A 15397-nucleotide genomic window follows, 5' to 3' on the forward strand; every position below is an offset into this window, starting at 1 on the left:
CCGGTGCGGCTCGTCACCACACGCCAGGCACCAGGCGAAAGCGGACCTGGGCGGCGTAGTCGCGATAGCCGGCCAGGCCGTCCATCAGCATCGCCTCTTCGCCGAAGATGCGCAGCGCCAGCAGCGGCACGAACACGGCCAGCCACAACAGGCCCCACAGCGAACCCAGCAGCAGCGGTGCGCCCACCATCAACAGCAGCGCGTAGCTGTACATCGGATGGCGCACTACGGCGTACGGGCCGTTGGAGATCACAGTCTGCGCGCGTTCCTTTTGCAGGCGAATCATGACCGAGGCGAAATGATTCGTCCGCAGGACCTGGGCCCAGCCGCAGAAGGCGCCGATGATGAGCAACGCGCCGAGCACCTGCGCCCACATGGGCGTATGCGACCAGCCGAATCGCCGTGCATCCAGCCCCATGAACACGAACCAGGCGAAAAAACACAGCACCATGGCGATGATCACGGCCCGATCCCGCGGGGCCTGATCGTGGCTGAGCGGCGATTTCATTCTTTCGGCCAGCAGATCGGGATTCGTCTTCAGCAGCCACACGCCGATGGCGAAACCGCAGCCGCCGAAAATTCCGAGAAAAATCCACGCCTGGGGCCACGCCCATGTTCCGGCTGGAAGGAACAGCAAGCTCCACAGCAGGAGCAGGCGAAAGGTCTGACCGAAAAGCTTCTGGGCCATGAAGCGGACTCCCGGCTAGCTCAGGCGGAGTCTAGTGCCAAACGTGCGTGGCGAGCGCCGTGCGCAGGGCCTATACGGCGTCCGTCGTCCACTTGCAGCCGTGGAGTGCAACAGCGCATCGCACGAGTCCGTCGTCGCCTTGAAGGCGAGGTCTGCAGGCAATCCATGGCGGACACCTGAACCGCTGTCCGGGCGCTGTCCGGACAACCCCTGCTTTGTCCGCGGACAATCCGCTGATGTTGGCTGATACGCGCGAAATGGCTTGGTTATGCGGCTTTCCGAGGCTGCCGGTGCTTGGCACGGGCCTTGCCATATACCTGGTGAGAGCTTCCCAACCCGATCACGGAGAACGGCCATGAAATTCGAGACCCTGATGCTGAAAAGCCTGTTTGCCGCCAGCCTGCTGGTTTGCGTGCTGACGATTGGTTCGATGATCACGTCGCAGGCGAATGCGCCGGGCGCCGTGGCCACCCAGGTTGCTGTTGCCGTCGCAGCGAATGCGCAAGGTTGAGCTGCCCCCTCCCGCAAGGACGTATGTTGAAGTTGCTGTTTGGCCATCCAAACCGGTCCACCTTCAGATGGCGGCCCGGTTTGGATGGCCAGCTCGGAAGGCCAGCTCCGCTGCTGGAAAAACAGTGCCGGTACTAGCGGGTTACTGCTCCCGCGTGAAGTCCATGGTCCAGTTGACCTCCCAGGTCTTGCCGTCGTCAGCCGAGTAGGCCTGTTCCCAGTGCGCGGTCGTGGGCGTTATGTTCGACCACACAAAGCGGACACGGATGGGTTTTCCGCGCAGCGTGTCGGTGGAATAGAACGTGCCGATGCCGTGCTCGAAGTGCCCCTTCACCGGCGGATCGAGTTCGCCGAACGGGTCGCGTCCATCCAGCCACCAGATCGCCCACTGTCCGGTCTTCGTGTCGTACGAGCGCAGGCCCACGCCTCGGTAGGTGCCCTCGGGCGTGTTGAACACGTTGTCGTCGACATTGGCGTAGCCATCCATCAGCTTGCGCATGCTGAGGCTGCCGTCGAACTCTTCCCAGTCGTGGCTGTTGGCCAGCTTTTCCTTCAGCTTGCGATGGTGGCCGCGCCAGTTGCCGACCAGGAAGTCGAAGTCGTGCAGGCCGGCGAGGTTGGGCTTGCCGACCACGGTCTTGGGCGTGTCCTGCGAGGCGTGGAGCAGGCTTGCCGATGCGATGACGCTTGCCGCCAGCGCGGCCATAAACACAACGCGAAAGCCTTTCATGGGACGGTCCTTCTGCGGAGGAGTCCGCCTATGGTCGCGCCGCCCCAGCTCCCGGCACCAGGGCCTTTGGGCAGGAAGCCCAATTCGTCAGCTCAATGAAAGACGGACTTGTCATCATCACTCACTTCCCAGCTATCCAAGGACAGCTTGGGTGAGCTTTGTTTGTCACTGGCTGCAATGGTTACTGCCGCGTGAATGACGCGTTTTCCACGCGATACGTTCACTGCCGACAGCTTCGCGCAAGCTTCGCGCAAGCTAATCGCAGATGAGCGGATCATCGGTGCCCAGCGCGCCAAGTGCGGCATCCGATCTCCCAGTTACCTGTCGTCATCAAGACCGATCGTGAAAATACCCATTTTGATGTATCACAACATCGCCCAGGTGCCGGAAGGCTTGCGGGTGTACCGCAGCCTTTACGTGTCGCCGGCATCGTTTGCGCGGCAAATGGGCATGTTGAAAGGCCTGGGCTATCGCGGACTGTCGATGGCCGATGCGATGCCCTACCTGCAAGGCGAACGCGAAGGCCGCGTCTTCGTCATCACGCTGGACGACGGCTATGTGGACAATCTCGAATCGGCTGCGTCGATCCTGCAGCGCTATGACTTCACGGCCACCTGCTACGTCGTCAGCGGAGCGCTAGGCCACTACAACTCCTGGGATGACGAGAAGCTGGGCATACGCAAGCCGATCATGACGGCGCAACAACTGCGCGCATGGCATGCCGCGGGCATGGAGGTGGGTGCACACACGCGCACTCACGTGCGACTCAGCCAGTGCAACGACCAGCAGCAGCGCGACGAAATCGAGGGTTGCAGGACGGAGCTCGAACAGCAGCTTGGCGCGCCCGTGACGCAGTTTTGCTATCCCTACGGCGACTACGACGAGCGTGCCGTCGCCGTGGCCCGGCAGTCCGGATTCGTTGCTGCCACCACCACCGATCGCGGTCGCGCCAGTTCCGGGAGTGACGTCGATCTCTGGCGCCTGCCACGCATTCAGGTGGCCCGGCACCATCTGCTTCCGCAGGTGGCCGCCAGGATGTTGACTCGTTACGAAGACCGACGCGCATGAAACTTCTTTTTGTAGGCACCAACCCCGAGAACACCGGCGCCGCCACCCATTTCGTCACGCTGGCCAAGGCCATGTCGGAGGCAGGGCACGCGGTTGAGGGAGTCGTGTCGCGGCGCGGCCTGATCGGCGAGGGTTTTGAGGCCGCGCATATTCCCATTCACTACAGCGCGTTTCGCAACGTCTACGACGTGCGCGGCTATACCACCGTGCTCAGGCGAGTGCGTGCCTTCAAGCCGGATTGGCTGGTCGGCAACTTCGGCAAGGAGTATTGGCCGCTGATCGCCTGCGGGCGCCTTACGCACACGCCGGTCGCCTTGTTCCGGCACCGCACGCCGCGCATGAGCAAGCTTTCCGAGTACGGGATTCCGCGCATGGCGCAGCGCTTCATCGCGGTGTCCAACTATGCGCGCAATGCCTATCTCGCGTGGGGCGTGCCACCCGAGCTGGTGTCCATCTCGTACAACCCGGTCGACACCGCGCAGTTTCGGCCTGATCCCGAGTTGCGCGCTCTCGTGCGTCGTGAACTGGGCATCGCCGATGACGCCATCGTGCTGGGTTATGTCGGCCGCATGCATGGCGGCAAGGGCGTGACCACGCTGATGCGCGCGGCGAACGAGGCCATGGCCGTCAACGACAAGCTGCATGTGCTGTGGGTTGGCAATGGCATCGAAGAGAACATGCTGCACGAGATGGCGGCGAGCAGCGGGTATGCGCAACGTCACCACTTCACCGGTTGGGTAGCGGATACCGAGAGGTACTGCAACACGATGTCGTTCCTGGCGTTTCCGTCGGTCGAGCCGGAGACCTTCGGACGCGTTGCCATCGAGGCCCAGGCATGCGCGGCGCCGGTGCTTGGCAGCAATATCGGTGGCATTCCCGAAACCTTGCAGGACAAGGTAACCGGCTTTCTTATCGAGCCCGGCAACGTCGCCGCGTGGCGCGACGCGATCATCAGTCTGTGCGATCCGGCGCGTCGCGATGCGATGGGTCAGGCAGCGCGCGCGTTTGCGATTGAGCATTTCGGCAACGCTGCGGTGGCGAGGGACTTTGAGGCCTTGCTGAATCGTCCGCACCACTCGCGACCGCACGGTCATCACGCCCACGCCTGAGCCCATCCAGCGCCGGCCTGCCGCGACGCCAACGAGGCCTTGGCGAATGCCCCATCCTTGGTCACTTGCGAGCCGGGTGAGGATGGGCGGCCTTGCTTGCTGGACGCGCCTTGGTTTGCGGCCGATATAGACGTCGCATTCACCGTTTCAGATGTATGTGTGCGCAAGGGTCGCAGCCCTGCCGCCAGGGAGCGGACGGGTGGTGCGGCCCGCCAGGGGAGTTTCCGAGCTTCGCAATCACCGACGAGGGGCGCATAGCCATCGAGTCGGGGCGTCGTGTCAGGGCACCCAGGTGTTCGCCATATGAGCGCATTTCGCACCACGCGATGGAGCCTTATCCTGCAGACGCGCTTCGGTGGTCCCGAGGCGCGCGACGCGCTGGAGTCCTTGTGCCGCATCTATCGCCCGGCGGTCGTCGCCTATGTCCGTCGGCACGGCTATGCACCGGCCGATGCGGAAGACCTGGCGCAGTCGTTCTATGCGGACATCCTTGGTCGGGACTTTCATGCGCGGGCCGATCCCGCGCGCGGTCGCTTCCGCGCCTATCTGCTGACCGCCTTGCGTCATTTCGTGGCGAGCTCCCGCGCCCATGACGACGCACTCAAGCGGGGAGGGCAGGCTAGCCACTTGTCACTGGGGCTTGATGATGCCGATGGCCACATCGATGTCACGGACGATGGTGAATCGCCGGACGAGGTATTTGATCGGGTATGGGCGGTCACCGTGCTCGACCAGGCCATCGATCGCCTGGAGCGCGAGACGCAACGGGCGGGGAAGGTCGGCCTGTTCCGCGAACTGAAAGTGTTTCTGGTGGAGGATCCGCAAGGCGACGACTATGCGCACCTTGCCGAACGCCTGGGCATGCGCCCCAACACCATTGCTGTCGCCGTGCATCGCCTGCGACGACGGCTGCGCGCCCAGGTCGGCATGGTGCTGAACGAAACGGTGGATGATCCCGCCTGCGCCGATGCTGAAATGGCGCACCTGAAGGCGGCGCTGGGTGCGCCAGCTCACGCCAGCATCGGGGTGTAATCCCTTGCCCTGGAATCTCCTACATCTAGGTAAGGCGCCACATCGCCGAGAGAGCCAGGGGTGTGGTGCGATGCGTTCTTGTCCAGGCGCCATGCGATGCCTCCGCACGGTGGCGCGCAGTGGTGCTTCAGCCGCGGCGGGTGGGGTGTTGGACCAATGATCAAGCCGACGGATGGACCGACCAAGCAAGACGTCGCCGCCAGAAACACGGCAACCACGCGATGGTCGCTCATCCTCGGCGGAGAGCTGCCCGATGCGGCGACGTCCAGCATCGATGTACCCATGCTGTGCGGTCGCAGCATGTTTCCTGCCTACGTATGGATGCGTTGCGAGGGCTTGGAGCCGGCTCGAGCCTATCAGGCCGCGCACAGCCTGCTACGCGACCTGGCGCGAGCTGCCGCGAAGGAAGCGACTCACCAGGCGCCAAGAAACTTCCGCCCCTTTCTGGCCGATGCGCTCGCCCATGGCCCAGGCATCGCCGGCTTGCCCGACGGGCATCACGCGGAAGAAGAGGTGGTCGCCATCGAGGCGCGCTTTGTCGCTGAGGTGCAGGCGGAGCTCGGTACGCTCGATGCTTTTGGCCGCGCCTATGCCGGGGAGCTGATACTCCGCGCCCATCACCGTCTGGCCGATGAAGCCGCCCAGACCCGGCGCGAGCGCCTGTTCTCGGCGCTTGAGCCCTACCTGGCGAAGGAACCGCCCCATGCCAGGCTCGAAATGCTGGCCTTCGCCCATGGCATGAGGCCACTGCTTATTTCGCTCGCGCTCGAACGTCTACGCCAGCGCTTCAGGGAGCTGGTAGACACCGAGATCGCCGAGACGGTGGCGGATGCGGATGAACTGGCGGTCGAGCGACGCACCCTGCTGATGCTGTTGTCGCGGCGGCCTTGAGGACGATCACGCATGCCAACGCCGGTCGATCGATCCCGTAGCGAAGCGTCAAGCGCGCTCGAGTACATCGCGCTGGCCGAGCTGGCGTTTGGCACCCGCGAGGCGGGGATCACGCGGCATCTCGCCTGGGCGCCAGCCTCATCGCTGGAGTTCGATCTCACTGATCCGGAGCAGCGCGTCTTCGGCGACTTCGAATTGCTGGAAAAGATCGGCGAGGGCGGCATGGGTATCGTCTATCGCGCCCGCCAGCGCAGCCTCGAACGCGAGGTCGCCTTGAAATTGCTGGCGGCGGGCGTCTGGGCGCATCCGGATTTCGTCGCGCGCTTTCGCATCGAGGCACAAAGCGCCGCCCGCATGCAGCATCCCGACATCGTCACCATTCACGACATTGGCGTGCACGAGGAAATCGCCTACTACTCGATGGAGCTGGTCAACGGTCCAAGCCTGGCCCAGCGCCTGGCGAGTCCGCATCCCATGCCGATGGCCGAGGTCGCGGCGCTGCTGCGCACGGTGGCGGACGCCGTCCACTACGCCCATCAGCTGGGCGTACTGCACCTGGACCTCAAGCCGGACAATATCCTGCTGGACGATCTTGGCTCGCCGAAGATCGCGGACTTCGGCCTGGCGCGGCGTCTCGACCAAAGCGTCGCCGAGAACACGGATGAAGTGCGCGGCACGCCGAGCTACATGGCACCCGAGCAGGCCCAGGGAGCGCAGCAGGAGCTTGGTGTCGCCACGGATATCCATGCGCTGGGCGCCGTCCTGTACGAAGGCCTCACAGGACAGCCGCCGTTCGTCGGTTGCGATGCCAACGATTCGTTGCGCAGGGTCAAGGCCGAGTCACCCGTGCCTCCGCGCAGTCTTCGCGCCGAGGTCCCGCGTGATCTTGAGGCGATCTGTCTAAAGTGCCTCGCCAAACGGCCTGAGCATCGCTATGCCTCGGCCAGGGACCTCGCCGACGATCTGGGCCGGTTCCTGGCGCATCGGCCGGTGCGGGCGCGACCCTTGCCTGCGCCGGTCCGCTGGTGGCGGCTGGCCAGGCGCGAACTTCCCCTGGCCATGGCCATTGCGGCCGCCGTACTCGTCCTGCTGGCGGGCTTGTTGGTGAGCGCGCTCGAATGGCGGCGCGCTGAACGCAACGCGTCGGTGGCGCGCAACAACCTTTGGCACGAACGTGTCGAGGGCGTATGGCGGCACTACGAGTCCGGCGACGGGTTCGAGGCCATGCCCTTGCTGCTGGCGAACCTTCAGGAACAGGAGGCCAGCGGCGCGAAGGTCCAGGCGGGCGTGACGCGGCAGCGCCTGGGTGCCTTGCTGGCGTCTTCGCCGCGCCTGATCGATGCGATACCGCTGGGCGCGCCGGTCGAGTCCGTGGCCCTCAGCCGGGACGGCTCGCGCGTCGCCGCGGGTACGGCGGATGGGCACGTCGCCCTGTTCGATACCAGTACGGGTCGCCAGTTGTGGAGCCTGGACACCAGCCCCTTGCACCATTGGTTGAATACGCCCGGACAGGTCTTGCGCAAGGTTTTCCTGCTGCAATTCAGTGCCGATGGCCGCTATCTGACCGGCATGCCGCCGTGGCCAGGGTGGCCAGATCCCGTGGCGCATCCTGCCGGCATGAACAGCTTCCTGATCGACGTGGAGCATGGCCGGGCGGTGACACCGCCGGCGGCGTTCGCTGATTTTCGCGATGCCACCTTCAGCCGTGACGGCTCCTATGCCGTGCTGCGCAACACGAGCTTCCAGGCGCAAGCCTGGCGCGTCAGCGACTGGACGCCGCTGGGGCCGCTGGTACCGTTCGCCCATGTCAATCCCGCGTGGCTCGCTGCCGCGGATGGCACGCGGCTGGCGAGCACAGGCGATATGAAGCGGGTTGAGTTGCGGGACCCGGCGAGCCTGGCGGTACTGCATACCTATCGCCTCCCCGAAGACCGCGGTTTTCTCGCCTGGCAGTTCAGTGCGGATGGGCGCCTGCTCGCGCTGGGCGACACCCAGGGCGACGTCTATCTGATCGATGCCGGCAGTGGCGTTCTCCTGCATACGCTCAAGCCGAACAGCGAAGGTGAAATCGGCTGGCTTGCCTTCACTGAAGATGATCAGTGGCTGGTGGCGGGAAGCACCCGGGGCGACGCTCGACTCTGGCGGATGGACACGCTGGAGGCGCAGAGCGCGGGCCTGCATGAAAGCGAATCCATCATGCGGCTGGCCGCCGATCCACGGTCGCGCGTCCTGCTGACTTCCGTGGGTACGGACTGGGGGCATCGGGAACGACTTTGGCAGGTGCCTGCGGATGACCAGCTATCACCCGTCGCGCTAAGCCCCTGGATGGTGTTGCATGGTGGTGGTGGGCCTTATGACGCGCAGGTGGCGGTGGCTGCCCGCCTGTTGGCGGTCGGCGGTGAAGACGGGCGCTTGATGTTGTGGCGCTTGCCCGCGGGCGCCCTGCGCGCGGCCCGCGGCCCGCCGAACCGAGTCGATGCGCTGCGCTTTGATGGTCGCCACCTGGTCAGCATCGAGGGGGCGACGGCGCGCGTGGTCGACGTGGACACCGGACAGCCCACATCGCCAGCACTGCTCCATCCGGGGCCGGTGAGCTTTACCACGCTCACCCACGACGGTCGGACGCTGGTGACGGTGTCCGGTCATCGACTGTTTGTATGGGACCTCGCTGCCGGGCGTCAGCGTTACCGGGCGCTTGAGCTTGCGGCGACGCCATTGCGCTTGGCCATCAGTGGCGACGATGCCCGCGTCGCCGTGAGTTACCTGGAAGACGGAGCAGGCGCATCTCGCGAAGTGGTGCGCTTGTGGAATCTGCACAGCGGCACGCCGATCGCTCCGGCCAGGGCATTGCCAAACGTGTCGTTCGGTTGGCATCTGTCGCTGGATGGATCGAAGCTGATGGCCTGGCAGCGTTCTGGTGTCCTCACCCTGGATGCGGTCTCGTGGCGGCCACTGAGCACGATCGTCAAATCGCCGTGCCGCGAGCAGAGCGCGGGCGATGGCGATATCGAGCGCCTGTTCCCGTCAGGCGATGGCCGATTTCTTCACCTGGTCTGCTTCGACGATCCCGGCAACGGCGGCGCTGGCGTCCGCACCGTGTTTACCTGGGAGGTGGCCACCGGCGGCTTTATCCGGCGGCAGTCGACCAGCGGCAGGAACGTGCCCATCGCAGTGGCACCCGATGGCACCGTCGCCGTCGTCGGCAGCGCGCCCGAGCTGATCCTGCCGGATGGTTCGCGCAAGCCCTTGCCAGGCTTGCCAGGACTGCGATCCATGAATGCGGTCTTCGATGCCGGTGGTGCGCGTCTGGCCATCGCCTTGCGTGATGGGGTGATCGTGGTCGATGGGCGTACCGGTCAGGCCATGACACCACCCATGCGGGTGCCGCTGGTCACTAACGATGGCATCGGCGATATCGCGTTCAGCCCGGATGGCGCGCGCGTTCTGGCGGCCACGCGTTATGGTCACTGGCTGGTCTTTGATCTGCCCAGCGATGGCAGGCCGGTGCCGGATATCCGGCGCGAAGCTGCTTTCATGCTCGGCAATGCGCAGGCGGCCGCTGCGGATGTGACCAGCATGCGCGCCGCACTGCGTCTGAACGACAAGCCCACGTCGGCGCCTATCGCCGCGCCGCTGCCGCTGATGGCCAAGGAATATGAGCAGATCGGGGGCGTGGCCCGCGATCCCACGCTGGGCCCGGAGCTACTGGATCTGTCGGCGACCTACAACGCCAACTTCATCAATCTGTTCGGCATGGGCCGCCACTACGAGAGCGTGGACTTCACCGAGATGCCGCTGGGCGCGCAGCGCTACCTGGGCGTCGACTACGACGTTCGCGGCATCATTGCGCCCAACCGGCCGTGCTCGCACGGTGCGTTTGTCGCCAATGCGACGGCTTGCGCCGTGGACATTCCGCTCAATGGGCGCGTCACCACGTTTCATCTGCTCATGACCATGCTCTCGCGAGCGTCTTCGCGCAAGCCGGAGCCGCTGGCTCGGCTTCGACTCCATTTCAAGGACCACAGCAGCATCGCGCTCGATATCCTCGAGTTTCGCGACGTCAACCAGGCCGTGGGCTTTCATCTATTTCCCGACGCGCCGTGGAAATCGCCCTTGCTGGCATGGTTTCCTGCGGTCTTTCCAGGGGAGTACTTGCTGGAAGACGTCCACCCGGTTGACGAGGTGCGCCTGGTCAACCCGCGACCCGACAAGGATCTGGCCAGTATCAGCGTGGAAAGCACTGAGGTCGCCTGGAGCGTGCCGCTGTTCTACGCCATCACCATTGAGCGTCCCGCCGCTCACCAAGCCATGCAGCGCTGAGTCTGGCGAGCGGGTCGTTCCGTGGCAGGTCACCACTCTCCTTGCCTCTTCCTGCCTTGCCCTGTAATCGCGCGCTCGAAAGCCGTTATTCAAGAGGTGAAGGCAGTACGACACCCTTTTGGTTTTCCCTGGTAGCCGTCGATGCGACTGCCATCCCGAGACAGTGCAGCAAGCCTTCTCCCCAGGGCGTCCTGGCCCTGCGGACCATCGGGACCTTTCCAAAGAAATGACGCAATGGAGAAGATCGATGAACACTCAAAAGACGGTGATGCTGGCGACGGTGGCCATGGGCATGTTCGGATGTCTGATCGCAGCGCCTGCGAGCGCGAGCTGCGGTGTCCCCGAGATGGATTTCAGCAATGGATCCGCGCTTGCGGTGGTTTCATCCAAGGCCAGCGGCATGGCCGATGTGGCCGCGGCACTGCAGCTGACCGATCGGCTGCAAAGCCTGGCCCAGACCAGCCAGGCCAGTGTCCTGCCGGGGCAGGCGGTCGTGGGACTGTGGAAATTCACCTTCCTGTCCCTGGGCAATAGCGCCTACAAGATTCCTGATGGCGCGCAGCTCGATGCCGGCTTCCAGTCCTGGCACAGCGACGGCACCGAAATCATGAATTCGGGGAAACCGCCGATCACCAGCAGTTTCTGCATGGGCACATGGAACTACAGCTACAAGACCGGCTACAAACTCAATCACTACGCATTGTCGTGGGACCCCACCGGCCAGACCTTCGTGGGACCCGCCAACATCCGTGAGCAGGTGCAGGTCGACTACACCGGCAACAAGCTGAGCGGCACGGTGACGATTGATCAGTACGATGCCACCGGTACCACGATACAAATGCATCTCGGCGGCACGGTAAGCGCTACCCGCATCAATGTGAACTGACACGGCCGGCTTGGGACGTCTCGCGCAAGCCCATGAACCGCGCTGGTTATCCCCGTGCATGCCCGAGGTGACTTTCATCCCTGATGTTTTGCACTTCCGCGTACCGTCCACGGGTACGCGGGAGTGGCTGAGGGACGCGTACGAGCAAGCCGCCGCATGCATTGTTTGCCTGGCGATGGTTCGTGTTCCGATTGCGCCATCGAATGTCTGCCGCAGGGACAGGACCGAGCGGCTCTTCGACGGCGCCATGGCATGTCATACACCTTCTGGCAGTGTCGCCGTTCGGCCATGCAAGTCCTACGCTAATGGCCTAGCGATGCTTGGAAGGTGTGCCATGCGAGCGGCGATGTTGTTAGCGGTGGGTCTGACCTTCGTTGCATCTGGCAGCGTTGAGGCAGCGGACGACGCAGCGGCCGTCAACGCGGCTGCCGAACAAGACATTCGCACCGCCCTGGCACACTGGACCGAGGCCGCCAATCGCGGCGACTGGAAAGCGGCGCTGGTGGTTTGGGCGCCCGATGTGATCGGTTGGCCAGCAAGCGGTCCCGACGACACCTATCAGCGCGAAGCCGAGTTCGCCAAGCGGCCGCCGCAACCGCCGAAGACGACGTTTGGGCTGACCATCAACGAAGTCATCGTCGACGGTTCGCTCGCCGTCGTTCGCGACACCTGGACCGAGACGACAACGTCAGCGCGTGGTCCGGACAAGGTCGACACCTTTCGCAGTTATGAAGTCTGGCGTCGTCAACCCGATCAGAGCTGGAAGATCAGTCGCTGGATCGATGGACCGCCGATGCCGTTGCCGCCCGTCGCGCGGCCATGATGGGTGGCAGGGCGGACTAGATTTCGCTCGCCGCCACCGCCAGGCCCGACACCACGCCCAGCGAGGGGTCGCCCTGGACCAGCGGTATCTCGGGAAAGGATGCTTCCACGCGCGCCTTGATCTGCGGTGAGCGGGAGGTGCCGCCGGTGAGGAAGACGCTGGCAGGCAGGGCGTCCAGATCGCCGCGTACGGTCGCCAGTGTGCGCTCGAGCTGGTTGAGGAAGGACTCGATGGCGGTGTTGAAATCCTCGCTGCTCGCTTCCACCGCCAGGCCCGGCTCGATGAAGTCCAGCTCGGCGCGGTAATGCGGCGAGCCGCTCAGGGTGATCTTGGTGCGCTCGGCCACCTGGTTGAGGCGGGTGGTGGCGCCAAGTTCCTGCAAGGCGCGCAGGCGTGCGCCATAGGGCGCGGGCACCAGGCGATAGTTCTGTTTGCGGAACTCGCGCTGCTTGGGCAGGTTGTGCACGCTGGCCGCTTCCACGAACTGGTGCTGCGGCACGCGTATGGTGTCCTTGCCCAGCAGCGGCATGAAACTGTGCAGGCTGACGCTCACGTCCAGGTCGGTACCGCCCTTGGGCAGGCCCCAGCTGCGCGCGATATTCGGTGCCACGCCGCCGCCGAGCTCCGCATGCGCCACGTCGGTGGTGCCACCGCCGATATCCACGATCAGCGCATGCTGCCGCGCCTCGAGGCTCTTGTGGTAATGCATGGCTGCGGCGGCGGGCTCTTCCAGGAAGATCACATGGTCGAAGCCGGCCACCGCGGCCGCCTCGCGCAGGATCTCGATTGCCTGCTCCGAGCCTTGCGCCCCCATCGAGCTGCGAAACTCCACTGGTCGCCCGATCACGGCGCCGCGCACCGGCACGCCAAACTGCTTGCTGGCGGTCAGGCGGATGTGTTCCAGGATATGCGTGGCGATATGCACGATCACCTTGCGTACTTGCGGGTCCAGGCGATAGCCGAACATCGACTTGGGTGACTCGATCAGGTTGCCGCCACCGCTGTCGAGATAACCTTCCACCGCATCCTCGCCAAACAGCGCATGCTGGAAGCTGGCGACCGAGGCCGTGGCCTCGCGCGTCTGGTCCTCCATCCACTGCCGGCGCACCACGCGCAGGGCCTCGTGGCGCAGCTCGTCCTCGCTGCGCGACACCGGCGCCTGTCCTCGTGCCGCTGCCGCAGCGGCCTGCTGGCGCTGCTGGGTACGGGCCAGGCGCAGCTGGGCCTCAAGCTGGGCTTCCAGCTCTGGCGTCAGCGCGAAGTCATTGGGATCCGGCACCAATTCGGGAAAGAACACGGCCGTGCGGAACTGCTCGGCCTCGCCAAAGCGGACCATGCACAACTTGCCGTTGATGATGGCCGCGGCGGCCGAATAGCTGGTGCCGAAGTCGATACCGATATACATGAGGTCACGAGGTTGCGGGGTGGCAACCTGACATTATGACGGCTGCGCGGGTATTTGCCCAAACCGAGCGGATTCGGCCCGTCTTCGCCGCCATGGGGCCCGGGTGTGCACCCAGGGCCCCGCGGCACGTGCTTGCGACGATCTCAGAGGTTCTCGCGAATCATTTCCACGACGTCCGCGCCGCGTCCTTGAAGAATGGCGCGCGTGGAATACAAGGCCATGCCCATGACTGCCTTGGGCTCGATGAACGGCGGCTTGAACAACTCGAGCGGATTGACCACGACGTTGAGCAGGGCCGGCCCGGGCTGGGCGAGCCACTCGTCGATGGCCGCTTCCAGTTCCGAAGCCTTGCTGACCGTCTTGCCCCAAAGGCCGATGGCCTGGGCGACTTTGCCGAAGTCGGGATTCTTCATGCGCGTAAACGTGTCGAGCATGCCTTCCGACATCTGTTCGATTTCGACAAAGCCCAGCTTGCTGTTGTCGTAGACGCAAATCTTGACCGGGATCTCTTCCTGGATCGTCGTCAGCAATTCACCAAACAGCATCGACAAACCACCGTCGCCGCAGAGCGCGATGACCTGGCGCTGCGGCGCCGCCTTCTTCAGTCCAAGCGAGCCGGCCAGTGCAGTTGCCATGGTGCCGTGCAGGAGGCTGCCAAATACGCGGCGCTTGCCCCTGGTGTCGATGCAGCGCGTCGCCCAGAAAATCGGCGTGCCATCGTCGCCGGTAAACAGCGCGTCGTCCGCCGCGCGCTCGCTGACCAGGGTGGTGAGGTACGACCCGGCGATGGTGTCGTTACGACCCGGCCCCACCTGTTTTTTCCAGGCCGCCATGAGTTCGTGGTAGCGATGCACATAGGTTTTCTGGAAGGTGTCATCGGTCTTTTGATGCAAAAGAGGCAGCAGGGAGAGCAGGGTGGGTTTGATATCGCCGACGGCACCTAATGCCACAGGATGACGCCGACCGAGATGGGTGGGATCGATGTCGATTTGAACAATGTCGGCCTTGTCGGGGTAGAACTGGCGCCAGGCGAAGTCGGCTCCCAGCAGGAGCAGGGTGTCACATTCCAGGACGGCCTTGTAGCCAGCCTCATTGCCGAGAATGCCGGTCATGCCGATGTTGTAGGGGTTGTCGTGCTCAAGAAAGCTCTTCGCTCGCGAGGTATGGGCGATGGGTGCCTTGAGCCGTTCCGCGACGGCGAGGATCTCGCTCAAGGCGTCTTCGCAACCGGACCCGCCATAGATGGCGATCTTTTCGCCGGCATTGAGGATCTTGGCGATACCCGCGAGTTCATTGTCGTTGGGGCGAATGGTCGGACGCGGGGAGTGGACGCGATACGGAAAGTCTTCATGAACTTCACCGTGCGAAATGTCGACGGGAACGATCAGCACGGCGACACCGCGCCTGGTGATGGCGGCCTGGCACGCCATGACGGCCTTCTTGCGGGCCTGCTCCGGGGTAAGAATCATCTCGCAGAAGACCGAGCACTCCTTGAATACGGACTGGAAATCCACCTCCTGGATGAACTCGAAACCCATCTCGCCCATCAAGACCTGGCTGGCGATCAAGACCATGGGTGAGCGATTGCGATTGGACTCATACAGCCCATTGATGAAGTGCAAGCTCCCGGGACCGCAGCTTCCCGCGCAGGCAGTCAATTCACCGGTGAAAAGTGCCTCGGTGCCGGCGGCGATGGCGCCGGCTTCCTCATGACGGACATGCACCCATTCGATCGAGCTCTTGTTGAGATATTCGGCGATCAGATTCAAGGTGTCGCCGACGATGCCGTAGCAACGTTTGACACCGGCTTGCTCGAGGACTTCAACGATGATTTCGGCGACTTTCTTGCTCATGGTTTGCTCCGCGCAATGACGTGTTGGAGTAGTCCCGAGGAGGTGCCGGCGGGCTCAAGGCGAGACGGGGCCTGGCCTCATG

Annotated in this window: 13 protein-coding genes; 8 read left to right on the forward strand and 5 right to left on the reverse strand. The window is 64.1% G+C overall.

Annotated elements, in window-relative coordinates; translation table 11 throughout:
• Window positions 1–13: 13 nt before the first annotated feature.
• Window positions 14–688, reverse strand: coding sequence for a methyltransferase family protein (locus tag OUZ49_RS03155; RefSeq protein WP_266148483.1), 675 nt, complete (start codon window positions 686–688; stop codon window positions 14–16).
• Between the two features lie 355 nt (window positions 689–1043).
• On the opposite strand from OUZ49_RS03155, the gene OUZ49_RS03160 reads away from it, so the two are divergent.
• On the forward strand, window positions 1044–1199 hold the full coding sequence (locus tag OUZ49_RS03160) for a hypothetical protein (protein ID WP_266148484.1): 156 nt from the start codon (window positions 1044–1046) through the stop codon (window positions 1197–1199).
• A gap of 141 nt (window positions 1200–1340) precedes the next feature.
• Here the strand turns inward: OUZ49_RS03160 and OUZ49_RS03165 are convergent, their stop codons facing one another.
• Both OUZ49_RS03165 and OUZ49_RS03170 read right to left on the reverse strand, forming a co-directional pair.
• Entirely contained in the window at window positions 1341–1928 is a 588-nt protein-coding gene (locus OUZ49_RS03165; RefSeq protein ID WP_266148485.1) for a hypothetical protein, read from the reverse strand.
• 92 nt (window positions 1929–2020) lie between these two features.
• Window positions 2021–2233, reverse strand: a complete 213-nt coding sequence (locus tag OUZ49_RS03170; protein WP_266148486.1) for a hypothetical protein — start codon at window positions 2231–2233, stop codon at window positions 2021–2023.
• A 55-nt stretch (window positions 2234–2288) separates the two neighbouring features.
• Here OUZ49_RS03170 and OUZ49_RS03175 point away from each other — a divergent pair, with 55 nt between their 5' ends.
• The 7 genes from OUZ49_RS03175 (at window position 2289) to OUZ49_RS03205 (ending at window position 12057) form a co-directional block, all read left to right on the forward strand.
• On the forward strand, window positions 2289–2996 hold the full coding sequence (locus OUZ49_RS03175; RefSeq protein WP_266148645.1) for a polysaccharide deacetylase family protein: 708 nt from the start codon (window positions 2289–2291) through the stop codon (window positions 2994–2996).
• The gene (locus OUZ49_RS03180) at window positions 2993–4105 is read left to right on the forward strand and encodes a glycosyltransferase family 4 protein (RefSeq protein ID WP_266148487.1); all 1113 of its coding nucleotides are present in this window, start codon (window positions 2993–2995) and stop codon (window positions 4103–4105) included. The genes OUZ49_RS03175 and OUZ49_RS03180 overlap by 4 nt, the downstream gene beginning before the upstream one ends.
• A gap of 303 nt (window positions 4106–4408) precedes the next feature.
• Entirely contained in the window at window positions 4409–5137 is a 729-nt protein-coding gene (locus OUZ49_RS03185) for an RNA polymerase sigma factor (protein WP_266148488.1), read from the forward strand.
• A 156-nt stretch (window positions 5138–5293) separates the two neighbouring features.
• Window positions 5294–6028 carry a hypothetical protein gene (locus OUZ49_RS03190; RefSeq protein ID WP_266148489.1) on the forward strand — a complete coding sequence of 245 codons (735 nt, stop codon included), beginning with the start codon at window positions 5294–5296 and terminating at the stop codon, window positions 6026–6028.
• A 12-nt stretch (window positions 6029–6040) separates the two neighbouring features.
• Entirely contained in the window at window positions 6041–10348 is a 4308-nt protein-coding gene (locus OUZ49_RS03195) for a serine/threonine-protein kinase (RefSeq protein WP_266148490.1), read from the forward strand.
• Between the two features lie 247 nt (window positions 10349–10595).
• Window positions 10596–11234 (forward strand): hypothetical protein, encoded by a 639-nt coding sequence (locus tag OUZ49_RS03200; RefSeq protein WP_266148491.1) that lies wholly within the window; start codon window positions 10596–10598, stop codon window positions 11232–11234.
• A gap of 58 nt (window positions 11235–11292) precedes the next feature.
• Window positions 11293–12057 carry a YybH family protein gene (locus tag OUZ49_RS03205; protein WP_266148492.1) on the forward strand — a complete coding sequence of 255 codons (765 nt, stop codon included), beginning with the start codon at window positions 11293–11295 and terminating at the stop codon, window positions 12055–12057.
• A gap of 16 nt (window positions 12058–12073) precedes the next feature.
• On the opposite strand, the gene OUZ49_RS03210 is transcribed toward OUZ49_RS03205, so the two are convergent.
• Both OUZ49_RS03210 and OUZ49_RS03215 read right to left on the reverse strand, forming a co-directional pair.
• On the reverse strand, window positions 12074–13462 hold the full coding sequence (locus OUZ49_RS03210; RefSeq protein ID WP_266148493.1) for an Hsp70 family protein: 1389 nt from the start codon (window positions 13460–13462) through the stop codon (window positions 12074–12076).
• Window positions 13463–13605: 143 nt separating this feature from the next.
• Entirely contained in the window at window positions 13606–15315 is a 1710-nt protein-coding gene (locus tag OUZ49_RS03215; RefSeq protein WP_266148494.1) for a thiamine pyrophosphate-dependent enzyme, read from the reverse strand.
• Between the last annotated feature and the right edge of the window lie 82 nt (window positions 15316–15397).

It is taken from the genome of Dyella halodurans, assembly GCF_026283925.1.
GTDB classification, from domain to species: Bacteria; Pseudomonadota; Gammaproteobacteria; order Xanthomonadales; family Rhodanobacteraceae; genus Dyella; species Dyella halodurans.